The sequence below is a fragment of the Nocardioides taihuensis genome (assembly GCF_042657275.1).
Classification (GTDB): domain Bacteria; phylum Actinomycetota; class Actinomycetes; order Propionibacteriales; family Nocardioidaceae; genus Nocardioides; species Nocardioides taihuensis.
The window spans coordinates 213,975-228,043 of the sequence record NZ_JBHSKD010000008.1 but is presented as its reverse complement, the minus strand read 5'-3'; the positions used below and the strand labels follow the sequence as shown (position 1 = coordinate 228,043).

15 protein-coding genes and 3 tRNA genes are annotated in these 14,069 nt (G+C 73.0%); 3 read left to right on the top strand and 15 right to left on the bottom strand.

Features of this window, described 5'->3' with window-relative positions; genetic code table 11:
• Positions 1–4: 4 nt before the first annotated feature.
• The 5 genes from rplA to ACFPGP_RS08935 form a co-directional block, all read right to left on the bottom strand.
• A complete protein-coding gene (gene rplA / locus ACFPGP_RS08955; RefSeq protein ID WP_378589360.1) occupies positions 5–724 on the bottom strand; it encodes a 50S ribosomal protein L1 in 720 nt (239 codons plus the stop codon).
• 61 nt (positions 725–785) lie between these two features.
• Positions 786–1,214, bottom strand: a complete 429-nt coding sequence (rplK, locus tag ACFPGP_RS08950) for a 50S ribosomal protein L11 (RefSeq protein ID WP_378589358.1) — start codon at positions 1,212–1,214, stop codon at positions 786–788.
• Between the two features lie 72 nt (positions 1,215–1,286).
• Positions 1,287–2,255 (bottom strand): transcription termination/antitermination protein NusG, encoded by a 969-nt coding sequence (nusG, locus tag ACFPGP_RS08945; protein ID WP_378589357.1) that lies wholly within the window; start codon positions 2,253–2,255, stop codon positions 1,287–1,289.
• Positions 2,256–2,295: 40 nt separating this feature from the next.
• Entirely contained in the window at positions 2,296–2,532 is a 237-nt protein-coding gene (gene secE, locus ACFPGP_RS08940) for a preprotein translocase subunit SecE (RefSeq protein WP_378589355.1), read from the bottom strand.
• Between the two features lie 72 nt (positions 2,533–2,604).
• Positions 2,605–2,677 (bottom strand) — tRNA-Trp (locus ACFPGP_RS08935).
• Positions 2,678–2,806: 129 nt separating this feature from the next.
• Between ACFPGP_RS08935 and ACFPGP_RS08930 the strand changes: the two genes are divergently transcribed.
• Positions 2,807–4,063, top strand: a complete 1,257-nt coding sequence (locus tag ACFPGP_RS08930; RefSeq protein ID WP_378589353.1) for a pyridoxal phosphate-dependent aminotransferase — start codon at positions 2,807–2,809, stop codon at positions 4,061–4,063.
• A complete protein-coding gene (locus tag ACFPGP_RS08925) occupies positions 4,064–5,086 on the top strand; it encodes an adenosine deaminase (protein WP_378589351.1) in 1,023 nt (340 codons plus the stop codon).
• A 4-nt stretch (positions 5,087–5,090) separates the two neighbouring features.
• Here the strand turns inward: ACFPGP_RS08925 and ACFPGP_RS08920 are convergent, their stop codons facing one another.
• The 5 genes from ACFPGP_RS08920 to ACFPGP_RS08900 all read right to left on the bottom strand — a co-directional run bounded on the left by ACFPGP_RS08920 (position 5,091) and on the right by ACFPGP_RS08900 (position 10,311).
• Positions 5,091–7,523: a LuxR C-terminal-related transcriptional regulator gene (locus ACFPGP_RS08920; protein WP_378589349.1), complete on the bottom strand. Its 2,433-nt coding sequence runs from the start codon at positions 7,521–7,523 to the stop codon at positions 5,091–5,093.
• A gap of 378 nt (positions 7,524–7,901) precedes the next feature.
• Entirely contained in the window at positions 7,902–8,930 is a 1,029-nt protein-coding gene (locus ACFPGP_RS08915; RefSeq protein WP_378589348.1) for a UDP-N-acetylmuramate dehydrogenase, read from the bottom strand.
• On the bottom strand, positions 8,923–9,300 hold the full coding sequence (locus tag ACFPGP_RS08910; RefSeq protein ID WP_378589346.1) for a MaoC/PaaZ C-terminal domain-containing protein: 378 nt from the start codon (positions 9,298–9,300) through the stop codon (positions 8,923–8,925). Before ACFPGP_RS08910 ends, ACFPGP_RS08915 begins: the two co-directional genes overlap by 8 nt.
• Positions 9,297–9,698 carry an FAS1-like dehydratase domain-containing protein gene (locus tag ACFPGP_RS08905; protein WP_378589344.1) on the bottom strand — a complete coding sequence of 134 codons (402 nt, stop codon included), beginning with the start codon at positions 9,696–9,698 and terminating at the stop codon, positions 9,297–9,299. The genes ACFPGP_RS08910 and ACFPGP_RS08905 overlap by 4 nt, the downstream gene beginning before the upstream one ends.
• A gap of 10 nt (positions 9,699–9,708) precedes the next feature.
• Positions 9,709–10,311, bottom strand: a complete 603-nt coding sequence (locus ACFPGP_RS08900) for a TetR/AcrR family transcriptional regulator (protein WP_378589342.1) — start codon at positions 10,309–10,311, stop codon at positions 9,709–9,711.
• 95 nt (positions 10,312–10,406) lie between these two features.
• Between ACFPGP_RS08900 and ACFPGP_RS08895 the strand changes: the two genes are divergently transcribed.
• Positions 10,407–11,471 carry a RodZ family helix-turn-helix domain-containing protein gene (locus ACFPGP_RS08895; protein ID WP_378589341.1) on the top strand — a complete coding sequence of 355 codons (1,065 nt, stop codon included), beginning with the start codon at positions 10,407–10,409 and terminating at the stop codon, positions 11,469–11,471.
• A gap of 78 nt (positions 11,472–11,549) precedes the next feature.
• Here ACFPGP_RS08895 and rpmG read toward each other — a convergent pair whose 3' ends face one another.
• The 5 genes from rpmG to ACFPGP_RS08870 all read right to left on the bottom strand — a co-directional run bounded on the left by rpmG (position 11,550) and on the right by ACFPGP_RS08870 (position 14,029).
• Positions 11,550–11,720, bottom strand: coding sequence for a 50S ribosomal protein L33 (gene rpmG / locus ACFPGP_RS08890; RefSeq protein ID WP_324500696.1), 171 nt, complete (start codon positions 11,718–11,720; stop codon positions 11,550–11,552).
• A 45-nt stretch (positions 11,721–11,765) separates the two neighbouring features.
• Positions 11,766–11,839: transfer RNA gene (locus tag ACFPGP_RS08885), tRNA-Met, on the bottom strand.
• Positions 11,840–11,888: 49 nt separating this feature from the next.
• A tRNA-Thr gene (locus ACFPGP_RS08880) sits at positions 11,889–11,961 on the bottom strand.
• 73 nt (positions 11,962–12,034) lie between these two features.
• A complete protein-coding gene (locus ACFPGP_RS08875) occupies positions 12,035–13,435 on the bottom strand; it encodes an amidase (RefSeq protein WP_378589340.1) in 1,401 nt (466 codons plus the stop codon).
• Between the two features lie 9 nt (positions 13,436–13,444).
• Positions 13,445–14,029, bottom strand: a complete 585-nt coding sequence (locus tag ACFPGP_RS08870; protein WP_378589338.1) for a DNA-3-methyladenine glycosylase I — start codon at positions 14,027–14,029, stop codon at positions 13,445–13,447.
• Positions 14,030–14,069: the final 40 nt, after the last annotated feature.

Sequence of the window (14,069 nt, the reverse complement as noted above, 5' to 3'; positions counted from 1 at the left end):
GCGGTCAGTCCTGGTTCTCGTCCTCGGCCGTCACGTTGCGCGTGCGGTTGGGGTCGACCTGGACGCCCGGCCCCATCGTCGTGGAGACGGTCACCTTCTTGATGTAGCGGCCCTTGGAGCTGGCGGGCTTGAGCCGCAGCACCTCCTCGAGCGCCGCCGCGTAGTTCTCCGCGAGCTGGGCCTCGGAGAACGACGCCTTGCCGATGATGAAGTGCAGGTTGGCGTGGCGGTCGACGCGGAACTCGATCTTGCCGCCCTTGATGTCCGAGACGGCCTTGGCGACGTCGGGCGTCACCGTGCCGGTCTTCGGGTTCGGCATCAGGCCGCGGGGACCGAGCACGCGGCCGAGGCGGCCGACCTTGCCCATCATGTCCGGGGTCGCGACCACGGCGTCGAAGTCGAGCCAGCCGCCCGACACCTTCTCGATCAGCTCGTCGCCACCGACGACGTCGGCACCGGCCTCACGCGCGGCCTCGGCCTTGTCGGCGTTGGCGAACACGAGGACCTTGGCGGTCTTGCCCGTGCCGTGCGGCAGGTTGACGGTGCCGCGCACCATCTGGTCGGCCTTGCGGGGGTCGACGCCGAGACGCATCACGACGTCCACGGTCTCGTCGAACTTCTTCTTGCTGGTGTTCTTCGCGATCTTGATCGCGGCCAGCGGGGCGTAGAGCTCGTCCTTGTCGAACTGCTCGGCCGCCGCGCGGTAGGTCTTGCTGCGCTGCATGCTTCTTCTTCTCTCTTCGGAAGGTCGTGGTCAACGTGGGCCAGCGCGGCCCTGCCACTGGTTACTCGGTGGTGACGCCCATCGACCGGGCGGTGCCCTCCACGATCTTCATCGCGGCGTCGATGTCGTTGGCGTTGAGGTCGGGGAGCTTGGTCTGGGCGATCTCGCGCACCTGGTCCTTGGTCAGCTTGCCGACCTTCTCCTTGTGCGGGACGCCCGAGCCCTTCTGCAGGCCGGCCGCCTTCTTGATCAGCTCCGCGGCCGGCGGGGTCTTGGTGATGAACGTGAACGAGCGGTCCTCGTAGATGGTGATCTCGACCGGGATCACGTTGCCGCGCATGGACTCGGTCTGCGCGTTGTAGGCCTTGCAGAAGTCCATGATGTTCACGCCGTGCGGACCGAGCGCGGTCCCGACCGGCGGGGCCGGGGTCGCAGCGCCGGCCTGGAGCTGCACCTTGACGAGCGCAGCGATCTTCTTCTTGGGAGGCATTCCTCTGTGTCTCTTTCTGTCTCGTGGTCATGACGAGGGCCGAGGCCCTCTGCCACCTGTGTTGCCTGGGCCTCAGACCTTCTGGATCTGGCTGAAGCTCAGCTCGACCGGGGTCTCCCGGCCGAAGATCTCGACGAGGGCCTTGACCCTCTGGGACTCCGCGTTGATCTCGGTGATCGTCGCGTGCAGCGTGGCGAACGGACCGTCGACCACCATCACGGAGTCGGAGACGTCGAAGTCGGCGACCTCGACGGGCTTGCGGGCCGCGGTGGCGCCGCCCCCGCTGGCCTGGCCGGCGGCGGCCGCCGCGGCCTCGGCCGTGGCGACGACGCTCGGGGCCAGCATGTTCTCGACCTCGGACATCGAGAGCGGCACCGGCTGGTGGCTGTGGCCGACGAAGCCGGTCACCGACGGGGTGTGCCGCACCGCGGCCCAGGACTCGTCGGTGAGGTCCATGCGCACGAGGACGTAGCCGGGCAGGACGGTCCGCTTGACCATCTTGCGCTGGCCGTTCTTGATCTCCGCGACCTCCTCGGTGGGGACCACGATCTCGTGGATGTAGTCCTCCATGTTGAGGCTGATGATGCGGTTCTCGAGGTTGGACTTCACCCGGTTCTCCATGCCGGAGTAGGTGTGGACGACGAACCACTCACCGGGCTTGGCCCACAGCTCGCGGCGGAACGCCTCGAGCGGGTCGTCGTCGGCGACCTCGGCGTCCGCCTCGGCCTCCTCGACGCTCGGCTCGGGCTGGTCGGCCAGCTCCTCGGCCGCCTCGTCGGCGAGCTCCTCCGCGGCGGCGAGGGCGTCGTCGACCGGCGCCTCCTCGGGCTCGGTCTCGATCGGGTCGTCACCGGACTCGACGGCGTCGAGCTCGGCACCCTCGGCCTCGCCCTCGGTCGCCTCGACCAGGCTCTCGTCGGTCTCCTCGGCGGTCGCCGCGTCGAGCGCGGCGTCCTCCTCCGTGGTCGCCGACGCCGGGGCGCCGCCCTGCACGGTCTCGCCCGACTCGTCGTACTGCTCCGACACGTCCTGCTCCGTCACTCGCTGTCCCGCTCGTTGTCTTGGATGTGTCCGGCCCCGCTCACTTGCTGTCCTGGGTGAAGAGCTCGAAGACGAGCTTTCCGAACCCCAGGTCGAGCAGCGAGACGAAGGTCATGAAGAAGATCACGAACACCATGGTCACCACGAAGTAGGTGACCAGCTGCTCCTGCGTCGGCCAGACCACCTTGCGCAGCTCGGCGACGACCTGGCGGTAGAAGGTGACCGGACTCGTGCGGTTGTCGGCACGCTCGCGGCGCACCGCCTTGCTGTCGGTCACGACGTCACCTCTCCTGACCGGTCCCTCGCGGGGCGGGTCGCTTGCCTTTCGCTGCGTCTTGCCATCGTCCTGCAGGGCACGAGGGACTTGAACCCCCAACCTTCGGTTTTGGAGACCGATGCTCTGCCAGTTGAGCTAGTGCCCTCCGGGCTCCGCCGCGACGCCGCGACCGCCCTGTGGGCAGGCCGGAGCATCGGGAAGAATCCACCGAGGGTGGAGTCTACGGGTCAGACCGAGGCGGCGTCCAAACAGGGGACGGACCTACGATGGGCGCATGACTGGTGCCATGCCGCCCGCCACCTCCCCGAACGAGGGCCAGAAGCCCCCTGCCGGTCCCCGCGAGCGCCGCGTCTCGCAGCGGATCGGCGGCATCGCCGAGTCCGCCACGCTCAAGGTGGACGCCAAGGCCAAGGCGCTCAAGGCCGAGGGCCGCCCCGTGATCGGCTTCGGCGCCGGCGAGCCCGACTTCCCGACGCCCGACTACATCGTGGACGCCGCGGTCGAGGCGTGCCGCGACCCGCGCAACCACCGCTACACCCCGGCCGGCGGGCTGCCGGAGCTCAAGCAGGCGATCGTCGAGAAGACCCGTCGTGACAGCGGCCTGGAGATCGAGCCCGCCCAGGTGCTGATCACCAACGGCGGCAAGCAGGCCATCTACGGCGCGTTCGCGGCCATGCTCGACCCGGGCGACGAGGTGATCGTGCCCGCGCCGTACTGGACGACCTACCCGGAGGCGATCACTCTCGCCGGGGGCGTGCCCGTGGCCGTGCTGGCGGACGAGACCCAAGACTACAAGGTGACCGTCGACCAGCTCGAGGCCGCCCGCACCGAGCGCACCAAGGTGCTGCTGTTCGTCTCGCCGTCCAACCCGACCGGCGCGGTCTACAGCGCCGACGAGATCCGCGCGATCGGTCAGTGGGTCGAGGACCACGGGCTGTGGGTGCTGACCGACGAGATCTACGAGCACCTCGTGTACGACGGGGTGGACACCGGCTCGATGCCGGTGCTGTGCCCCTTCCTCACCGACAACTGCGTGGTCGTCAACGGGGTGGCGAAGACCTACGCGATGACGGGCTGGCGGGTCGGCTGGATGATCGGCCCGACGGACCTCGTCAAGGCGGCCACCAACCTGCAGTCCCACGCGACGTCCAACGTGTCCAACGTGGCCCAGCGGGCCGCGATCGCCGCGGTGTCGGGCGACCTGTCGGCCGTGGAGGAGATGAAGACGGCGTTCGACCGCCGGCGCCGGACGATCGTCGCGATGCTCAACGAGATCGACGGCGTCGTCTGCCCCACCCCGCAGGGTGCGTTCTACGCCTATCCCCAGGTCAAGGGTCTGCTCGGACGCGAGCACGGCGGGCGGTTCGTGGAGACGTCGGCCGACCTGGCCGAGTACATCCTCGACGAGGTGGAGGTGGCCGTCGTGCCCGGCGAGGCGTTCGGCTCGCCCGGCTACCTGCGGCTGTCCTACGCGCTCGGCGACGACGACCTGGTCGAGGGGATCACCCGGCTGCAGAAGCTCTTCGCCTGAGTGCACCGCCGGATCGAGGACCTCCCCAAGGCGCACCTGCACCTGCACTTCACCGGGTCGATGCGGCACGAGACGCTGCTCGAGCTTGCCGAGCGCGACGGCATCGTGCTCCCCGACTCGCTGGTCTCGGAGTGGCCGCCGGAGCTGTCGGCGGCCGACGAGAAGGGCTGGTTCCGGTTCCAGCGCCTCTACGACGTGGCGCGGTCGGTGCTGCGCACGCCCGGGGACGTGCGCCGGCTGGTGTGCGAGGCGGCCGAGGACGACGTCCGCGACGGCGGCCGGTGGCTGGAGATCCAGGTCGACCCGAGCGGGTACGCCGCGCGGTTCGGCGGGATCACCGCCTTCACCGACCTGGTCCTCGACGCGGTCGCCGAGGCCTCGCGCGACACCGGCCTCGGGATCGCGGTGGTGATCGCGGCCAACCGCACCCGGCATCCGCTCGACGCCCGCACGCTCGCGCGGCTGGCCGGGCAGTACGCCGGCCGCGGGGTCGTCGGCTTCGGCCTGTCCAACGACGAGCGGCGCGGGAGCACCGAGGACTTCGCGCCGGCGTTCGCGATCGCCGAGCGAGCCGGCCTGCTGCTGGCGCCGCACGGCGGGGAGCTGCGCGGCCCCGAGCACGTCCGCACCTGCCTCGACCGGCTCAACCCGGGGCGTCTGGGCCACGGCGTCCGGTCGGTCGAGGACCCCGAGGTGCTGGCCCGGGTGGTCGACGCCGGCATCGCGCTCGAGGTGTGCCCGGTGTCCAACGTCGCGCTGGGTGTCTACTCCGACCTGACCTCGGTGCCGCTGCCGGAGCTGCTCGCGGCCGGCGCGACGGTGGCGCTCGGCGCCGACGACCCGCTGCTCTTCGGGTCGCGGCTGGCGGGGCAGTACGCCACCATGCGCGCCGCCCACGACCTCGACGACGCGACGCTGGCCGAGCTGGCGCGGATGTCGTTCCGCGCCTCGCGCGCCCCCGAGGACGTCGTACGACGGTCGCTGGCGGAGGTCGACGCCTGGCTCGCGGCGCCGCCCGACTGACCGCTCAACCGGCCTCGGCGATCACCAGCGCGGCCAGGCGGGCGCGGCTGTTGATCTCGAGCTTGCGGTAGATGTGCGCGAGGTGCGCGTCGACCGTGCGCGGGGAGATGAAGAGCTCCTCGGCGATCCGGCGGCTGGTCAGGCCGTCGGCGACCCGCTCGGCCACGGCGCGTTCGGCCGTGGTGAGCTGCGCCAGCGGCGAGTCGACCGTGGGCTCCTCGCGCCGGGCGAAGATCCGGGCGAGCTCGCGCAGCGCGACGGGCGTGGCGTGGGCGTCCTCGACCCACCCCTCGGGAGCGGTGCGGCCGGCATCGACCGGGTGGAGGGTCGCGGCGCCCCAGGGGACGGCGTACCGCGGTGCGCGCAGGGCGCGGGCGGCCGCGGCGATGCCGCGGGCCTCGCGGAAGCCGCGCTCGCGGGCCAGCCACGCGAGACCGTCGAACGCGTCGGCGACCCGCAGCGGCATCGGCATCGCGGTGGCCTGGTCGGCCGCCTGGAGGAAGGTCGTGGTCGCCTGGTCGAGCTCGCCCTGCTCGACGAGCGCGTGGGCCAGGACGAGCCGGGCGTCCACGGCGTCGCGGCCCAGCCGGCAGCTGTCGGCGAGCACCACGACGTCCGCCGCGAGGCCGGCGGCCCGCGGGACATCGCCGGTCAGCAGCAGGTCGCGGGCGTCCTGCGCCAGGACCGGCATCCGCACCGCCCAGGGCAGCAGGTCGCGGTCGACGTCGGAGGCGGGCGTCGTCGGGTCGATCTGGCGCAGCAGCGTCTCGGCGAGCAGGGCGACGCGGTCCTCGGCGAGCTCGCGGGCCTCCTGCCAGGCGTTGCGGGCCGCGGACGCCCCCTCGACCAGGCGCCCCTGCTCGAGCGCGACCCGCGCCAGCAGGGTGCGGGCGGAGAGGCTGATCCAGCGCTCGTCGTTCTCGTCGGAGACCGAGAAGATCACCCGCGCGTCGCGCTCGGCGGCGACGAAGTCACCGCGCGAGACGTGCACGTCGGTGAGGGTGCGGGTGGCCTGCCGGACGATCTGGCGGCCGGTGGTGTCGCAGTCGATGGCGCGCTGGGCCTCGGCCGCGGCCTGGCGCAGGTCGCCGGCGTCGAGGTGCATCTCGGCCCGGATCGAGGCCGTGCGGGCCAGCTCGAGGTCGGTGTCGGGCGCGGTGAGGGCGTGCTGCTCGGCCCGGTCGAGCAGCCACAGGCCCTCGTAGGTGCCGCGGACCTCGGACGCCGCGATGCCGGCGCGACGCGCCACCTGCGCGCCGATCGCGGCGGGCCCGTCGCCACTGACGAGCACACCCTCGAGGATCTCGACGGCCTCCCGCGCCCGCATCGCGGTGTAGAGCGAGGAGAAGATGCGGTTGGCCAGCTCGTAGCCGCGGTCGCGGGTGGCCGGGTCGGCGCAGGCCGCGGCGATCGCGGCGCGCATCGCTGCGAGGTCGCCCAGCCACGGGGCGTCGGCCGCGCCCTCGTTCGTGTCGGTCGGGGCGACCCGGTCGGCCCAGGCGATCAGGCCGCGGCGCGTCTGCTCGTCGTCGTCGGTCGAGGCGGCGAGGAAGGCGCCGTGGCGCCGGATCGGCGAGAGCAGGTCGAGCCGCCCGTCGGGCAGCACCTCCACCAGGCTGCGGCGGGCCAGGCCGGCGGCGAGCCCGGCGGCCCGCGCGCGGTCGACGTCCATCACCGCGGCCAGCACCTCGGTGCTGATCGGCACGCTCAGCGTGGACATCCGGCGGAAGCAGCGCTGCTGGTCGTCGTCGAGCAGCTGGTAGGACGCGTGCACGGCCTCCGACAGCGACGCGGTCGGCACCACGTTGGGCAGGCCCACCAGCGCGATCTGCACGGCCATCTGCTCGATGAGGAGCGGGAGCCCGCCCGAGGCGGCGAGCAGGCGGCGTACGTCGTCCTCGTGCTCGGCGAGGTCGATGGGGTAGCCCCCGGCGGCCTCGACCCGGGTGCGGAACAGGTCCACCGCCGGCCCGGCCAGCGGCTCGTGGGTGGCGGGCACCGGGAGCGGGCCGACGCGGATCACGCGCTCGCCGGGCAGGCCGGCCATGGTCAGGGCGGTGACCGCCAGCTGGGCACCCGTGGTGGTCTCCACGATGTCCTGGAAGACCAGGCCGAGGCCGTCGGTGTCGGGGTCGACGCCGTCGACGACGAGGAGGGTCTCGGTGCCGTCGAGGGCCCGGCGCAGGGCTCCCTCGGCGGTGTCACCGGGGGCGACCTCGCCCCCGAGCGCGCCGACGCAGGCGTTGAGCACGTCGCCGGGGTCGGGCAGGCCGCGGGCGTTGACCCACGCGGTGGTGTCGCGGCGGGCGGCGACGTGTCGCACGAGCAGGGTCTTGCCGCTGCCCGGGGGTCCGATGACGCTGACCCAGCGAGCAGCCTCCAGGGCGTCCTCGAGCCGGGCCTGGTCCCCCTCGCGCCCCACCACTGGTGTCAGCACCAGCGCAGGGTAGCGCGAGCGGGGGATGGTCCGTAGTCGGTTCGGTAGCCGATTACGTAGCTCTACCGATGCCGGGGGTGGCCCGGGTGGGCGAGAGTGGAGTCACTTCGCTGGATCCGGGCCTTCACGGGGGGAGGCCCGGGTCAGCGTGACGGGCGACGCCGTAGTGCCGGGTCCTGGGCCCCGCACGACCACTGGTCGTGAGGGAATGGCCCGCGGCGGCGATCGTGACCGAGGAAGAACGGGGGTACTCGGTCACGAGCCCGCCGGCGCCCTCTGGGCGCTGGCGGGCCTCCGCCCCGGCCCTCTCGCGCCTACTTCGGAGCGATCAGCCCCACCTGCCGCTGACGACCGGGGCCCTTCGCTCCGAGCTGTCCGTCAGAGCTCGCAGCCGACGAGCACCGGCTCGTTGACCAGGCGGATGCCGTACGCCCGCTCGACGCCGTCGCGGACCTCGCGGGCGAGGGCGAGCAGGTCGGAGGTCGTGGCAAGACCCCGGTTGGTGAGGGCGAGGGTGTGCTTGGTCGAGAGGCGGGCCGGGCCGGCGCCGTACCCCCGGGCGAAGCCGGCGTGGTCGATGAGCCAGGCGGCGCTGGTCTTCACGCGGCCGTCGGGCTGGGGCCAGGCCGGGGCGCCCTCGGGCACGGCCGCGGGGTCGACGACGGGGTTGGTGAAGAACGAGCCGGCGCTCCAGGTGTCGTGGTCGTCGGCGTCGAGGACCATCCCCTTGCCACGGCGCAGGTCGAGCACAGCGTTCCTCACGTCGGCGAGCGGGGCGCGCTGTCCCTCGGCGACGCCGAGGCGGCGGGCCAGCTCGGCGTAGCGGACCGGCGCGCCGAGGGAGCCCTGCGCGAGCTGGAAGGTGACCTCGAGGACGACGTGACGCCCGGGGTCGGCCTTGAACCGGCTGTGCCGGTAGGAGAACCCGCAGTCGGCGTTGGCGAAGGTGCGCACGCCCCGCAGGGTGCGGTCCCAGACCCGCACCTTCGCGATGGTCTGGGAGACCTCCTGGCCGTAGGCGCCGACGTTCTGGATCGGCGTGGCGCCGACCGAGCCGGGGATGCCGGAGAGCGCCTCGAGGCCGGTCCACCCGCGGGCCACGGCGGTGGCGACGAGGTCGTCCCACGACTCCCCCGCGGCCACGGTGACCAGCACGCCCCCGCAGGTCGGGTCGTCCCCCTCGTGGTCGGCGGCGACACCCGTGGTGGCGACGTGGACGACGGTGCCGGCGAAGCCCTCGTCGGCGACGACGAGGTTGCTGCCGCCGGCGACGAGCAGCACCGGCTCGCCCGCCTCGTCGGCGCCGGAGACCGCGTCGACGAGCTCCTGCTCGGTGGTCGCCTCGACCCAGCGGCCGGCCGGGCCGCCGAGACGCAGGGTGGTGTGGTCGCGGAGCAGCTCAGCCACGCACGACTGCCTGGGGCATGCCGAGCACCTTCTGCCCGCCCGAGGTGACGGCGAGCTTCACGGTGGTCAGGCCGTCGGCCTCGGTCGCGGTGCCGGCGACCTCGACGTCGACCCCGCCCTCGGCGGGCACGACGACCGGGGACGTGAACTTGCAGCCGATGCTCACCACCTCGGCGCCGGGGAACCAGGTGGCGACGGCGCGCGCCGCGAGCGCCATCGTGTACATCCCGTGCGCGATCACCCCGGGGAGCCCGACGCTGCGGGCGACGTCGTCGTCCTGGTGGATGGGGTTGTGGTCGCCGCTCGCCGCGGCGTAGGCCACCAGGTCGGCGCGGGTCACGGTGTAGCGCTGTGGCTCCAGGTCGCTCACGCGCCGGCCCCCCGGTGCACCAGGGTCGCGCTCGTCGCGCAGACCAGGACGCCCTGCTCGTCGGTGATCCGGCTCGTGGTGCCGATGATGTCGTTGCCGCCGATCTGGCGCAGGCTGGCGACGGTCAGCTGCGCGCTCAGCACGTCGCCGGGCACGACCGGTCGCTCGTAGGCGAACTTCTGGTCACCGTGCACGATCCGCGCGAGCTCGACACCCTCGGCCTCGAGGAAGGCGTTCATCGCGTCGAAGGCGAGCACGATCGGGAAGGTCGCCGGCGCCGGCCCCCCGTCGTACGGCGTGCCCGTGGCGGCCGCGAACGTGCGGACCTGCTCCTCGGTGACGGTCAGGGGTGGCGTCGGCGGGAACTCCCGCCCCACGAGCGACTGGTCGACCGGCATGCGCTCCACCCTAGTCAGCGCGGGTGGAGGTGAGCGCCTCGAACCCCCCGACGTACGCGTCGGCGTCGACCACGCCGAACAGCGAGGACTGCACGAGGAAGCCCGGCATCAGCCCGATCATCACCCGCGCCATCGCGGCGTGGTCGCCCGCCGGCAGGGTGCCGTCGGCGTCGGAGCGTCGCAGCACCGCCAGCCAGGCCTCCTGCAGCCCGGCGAGGTTGACTGCCACGATCTCGCGCACCTCGGTGTCGCGCGCGGCCTCCGACCAGGCGTGCAGCGCGACCTTCGGGAAGGCCCCGTCGGTCTCCACCGAGACGCGCTCCACCGCCCGCACCACCGCACGCAGGCCGGTGGCCGGCGAGACCGGTCCCGGCCCGTCGGCGACCGCGAGCAGGATGTCGGAGAAGCCGCCGAGGGCCCGCCCCGCGATCGCCTTGATCAGGTCGGGCTTGCCCTTGAAGTAGCCGTAGACGGCACCGGCCGACAGGTCGGCCTCTGCGATCACCTGGGCCATCGTCGTGCGGTGGAAGCCCTCGCGGGCCACGCAGCGCACCGCCGCGTCGAGGATCTGCTCGCGCCGGGCGGCGCGGTGCTCGTCGGTCACCTTGGGCATGGCCTCAGCCTAAAACGAACATTCGTTCTTGACAACTCGGGTCAGCGGGGGCACCCTCGGACAAACCGAACGAACATTCCTTTTGAGGAGGGACCATGTCCACGACCACCCACACCACCGGCCACACCACCGGCCACACCACCGGCCACGCCATCGACCAGGCCCCTGCCTCCCGCGGGGCGCAGACGGCGGCCCTCGTCCTCGGCGTCACCGCCCTGCTCGCCCTCGTCGTCGCCGCCTTCGCCTGGCCCGCGAGCCAGGTTGCCCCCCGGCACCTGCCCGTCGTCGTGGTCGGGCCCCTGGACGCGGCATTCGCGCTCCAGCAGGCCACGGCGCACACCGGGCCGGACCCGCTCGACGTGACCGCGGTGGAGTCCCGGGCCGCCGCCGTCGCCGCGATCGAGGACCGTGAGGCGTACGCCGCCGTCGTGCCCGGGCCCGAGGGGACCGAGCTGCTCACCGCCTCCGCGGCGAGCCCGGCCGTCGCCCAGGCACTGCAACAGCTCACCGCCGGGCTCGCGGCAGCCGACCCCGGCAGTCCCGCCCCGACGACCACGGACGTCGTACCGCTCCCGCCCGACGACCCGCGCGGGCTGGTCTTCAACGCCGGATCCCTGCCGATCGTCCTGGGCGGTCTGCTGACCGGCGCCGTCGTCGCCCTGCGAGTGCGCGGCGGCGTCGCCCAGGTCGTCACTGCGCTCGGCATCGCCGCCGCCGGCGGCCTCGCCGTCGTCGCGGTGCTGCAGGGCTGGCTCGGCGCTCTGGAAGGAAGCACCTGGGCCAACGCCGGCGTCGTCGCGCTGGGCATGGCCGCCACCGGGCTCGCGCTCGTCGGGCTCCACCGCGTCCTCGGCCTGCCGGGCCTGGGTGTCGGCGCGGCGCTCGTGCTGCTGCTCGGGAACCCGCTCTCCGGGGTGACGTCGGCCCCCGAGCTGCTCCCGGGCGGATGGTCGACCCTCGGTCAGCTGCTACCGCCGGGTGCCACCGGGACCGCGTTGCGCTCGACGGCGTTCTTCGAGGGCAACGGCGCCGGCGCACCGCTGCTGGTGCTGGCCTGCTGGGTGCTCGCCGGGGCCGCGCTGGCCCTGCTGCCCCGACGGGCGCCGCGCCCGGAAGCGGCCCCGGACGTGGTCCGCGCGGAGCCCGTCGGGGTCCGTTAGACCCTTCCGGCCCGGACGACGACGAGGGCGGTCACCCCGACCGGGGTGACCGCCCTCGTGACGCGTCTGGCGACCTGCTCAGCGGGTCTCGCGGTGCGGGGTGTGCTTGCGGCAGCGCGGGCAGAACTTCGACAGCTCCATGCGGTCGGGGTCGTTGCGCCGGTTCTTCTTGGTGATGTAGTTGCGCTCCTTGCACTCGGTGCACGCGAGCGTGATCTTCGGGCGAACGTCGGAGGTCTTGCTGGCCACGGGAGGTCCTTTGCGTTGCTGTACGTCGGGCGACGTCTTGATGTGTAGCGGGGGCGGGACTCGAACCCGCGACACCACGATTATGAGCCGTGTGCTCTAACCACCTGAGCTACCCCGCCACCGGGACGGAGTGCCCCGCCGCCCTGAGGCGACGGAACCCCAACCCAGAGCCCCTTTACGGAATCGAACCGTAGACCTTCTCCTTACCATGGAGACGCTCTGCCGACTGAGCTAAAGGGGCAACGCCGCAAGAGAATACACAGGCCCGGGGGTCGGCACGAAATCGGCTGCCGCTCGGCTCGCGGGGGCTCCGATCAGTCCTGGATCCGGGGGAACGGGAGCGCCTCCTCGAGCTCGTAGGCGAGCTCGAGGAGCGTGGCCTCGCGGCCCGCTCCGGCAGCGAACATCATGCCCTGCGGCAGCCCGGCGGACGTCGTCGCGAGGGGGAGGCTGATGGCCGGGTCGCCGGTCGCGTTCTGCAGCGGGGTGAAGGCCACCCAGGCCAGCATCCGCTCCATGGTCGCGTCGTAGCCCTGGCTCGGGTCGAGGTGGCCGAGCAGCGGCGTCGTCGCGGCCAGGGTCGGCGAGAGGAGCACGTCGTACTGCTCGAAGAAGCGGCGCGACCAGCGGGCCGAGCGGCGCAGCCGGGCGATCGCCACCGGCAGCCGGTGGAGGTGGCGGCGCGCGTGGCGCGCCAGGCCGAGGGTGAGGTCGTCGAGCTGACCGGGGTCCCACGAGTCGCCGAAGCTGCGGCGCCCGCTGCGCAGGATCGCCAGGCTCAGCAGCGACCAGTAGACGAGGAAGTCGTCCTTGAACGACGGCGGCAGGTCGAGCACCGCGGGCTCGACCCGGTGGCCGAGCTCCTCGAGGGCACCCGCCGTCTTGAGCGTCAGCTCGGTCACCTCGGGCGTGGCGGCGACGCCCACGCCCTCGGTCACCACGGCGACCCGCAGCCGGGCGCGGCCCGGTCGGGTGAGGTCGCCGACGGGCGGCAGGCGCAGGTTGCGCCACACCTTCTCCGACTCGCGCAGGAAGGCGGCGGTGTCGCGCACCGACCGGGTCAGCACACCGTCGTTGACGATCTTGACCGGCATCTGGCGCATCGTGACGTCCTGGGCCAGCCGCTCGCGGGTCGGCTTGAGGCCGACCAGCCCGTTGACCGACGCGGGGATCCGGATCGAGCCGCCGCCGTCGTTGGCGTGCGCCAGCGGTACGACGCCCGAGGCGACCATCGCCGCCGAGCCGGCCGACGAGGCGCCGGCGGTGTGCTCGACCTGCCACGGGGAGCGGACCGGACCGAGCCGGGCGTGCTCGGCCGACGGGCTGAACCCGAACTCGGACAGCTGCGTCTTGCCGAGCGGGATCACCCCGGTGGCCAGGAACATCCGGGCGAAGTCGCCGTCCTGCCGCGCGGGTCGGGCCCGGTAGGCGTCGGCACCCTGCTGGGTCGGCATTCCCGCGACGTCGCAGTTGTCCTTGACGAACGTCGGCACGCCCGAGAAGTAGCCGCCGTGCGGCGCCCGGGCCTCGGTGCGGGCGCGGTCGAAGGCGGCGTAGGCGATGCCGTTGAGGCGCGGCTCGACGGCCTCCGCCCGGGCGATGGCGGCGTCGACGACCTCGGGGACCGAGACCCGGCCGGCGCGCAGCGCCTCGACCAGGCCGACGGCGTCGAGGTCGCCGAGCGCGTCGTCGGTGAACGCGTGCACGCGGGTCATGTCGTGAGACTAGGACGCGCGCGCTCCGCGACGGTGGCAGCCCACGAGGTGGTCGTCGACGAGCCCGACCGCCTCCATCAGGGCGTACATGGTGGTCGGCCCGACGAAGACGAAGCCGGCCTTCTTCAGCGCCTTCGAGAGCGCCACCGACTCGGGCGAGGTCGTCACCATCTCCTCGGTCGTCGCCGGCGCCGGCTGCTCCTCGGGGCGGAACCTCTCGACGAACGCCGCGAGCCCGCCGTCGTCGCGCAGGTCGAGGCAGGCCCGGGCGTTGGAGATCGCGGCCGCGACCTTGAGCCGGTTGCGCACGATCCGCGCGTCCGCCATCAGCCGCGCCTCGTCCTCGGGCCCGAAGCCGGCCACGACCTCGGCGTCGAAGCCCGCGAAGACCTCGCGGAAGGCCGGGCGCTTGGCCAGGATCGTGCGCCAGGAGAGGCCCGACTGGAACGCCTCGAGGGTGAGGCGCTCGAAGTAGGCCGACTCCCCGCTGATCGGCATCCCCCACTCGGTGTCGTGGTAGTCGCGGTTGAGGGGGTCGCCGACCGCCCACGGGCAGCGGGCGACGCCGTCGTCACCGGTCACGGGTCCGGGCATGCCCGCATCCTGCCCGACCCCACCGACAGCACCGCCGACC

Bases quoted from the DNA above. Each gene is read 5' to 3' on its own strand.
- rplA (WP_378589360.1), bottom strand. From the start codon at position 724: ATGCAGCGCAGCAAGACCTACCGCGCGGCGGCCGAGCAGTTCGACAAG.
- rplK (WP_378589358.1), bottom strand. From the start codon at position 1,214: ATGCCTCCCAAGAAGAAGATCGCTGCGCTCGTCAAGGTGCAGCTCCAG.
- ACFPGP_RS08930 (WP_378589353.1), top strand. From the start codon at position 2,807: ATGACTGGTGCCATGCCGCCCGCCACCTCCCCGAACGAGGGCCAGAAG.
- ACFPGP_RS08905 (WP_378589344.1), bottom strand. From the start codon at position 9,698: ATGCCGGTCGACCAGTCGCTCGTGGGGCGGGAGTTCCCGCCGACGCCA.
- ACFPGP_RS08900 (WP_378589342.1), bottom strand. From the start codon at position 10,311: ATGCCCAAGGTGACCGACGAGCACCGCGCCGCCCGGCGCGAGCAGATC.
- ACFPGP_RS08895 (WP_378589341.1), top strand. From the start codon at position 10,407: ATGTCCACGACCACCCACACCACCGGCCACACCACCGGCCACACCACC.
- ACFPGP_RS08875 (WP_378589340.1), bottom strand. From the start codon at position 13,435: ATGACCCGCGTGCACGCGTTCACCGACGACGCGCTCGGCGACCTCGAC.
- ACFPGP_RS08870 (WP_378589338.1), bottom strand. From the start codon at position 14,029: ATGCCCGGACCCGTGACCGGTGACGACGGCGTCGCCCGCTGCCCGTGG.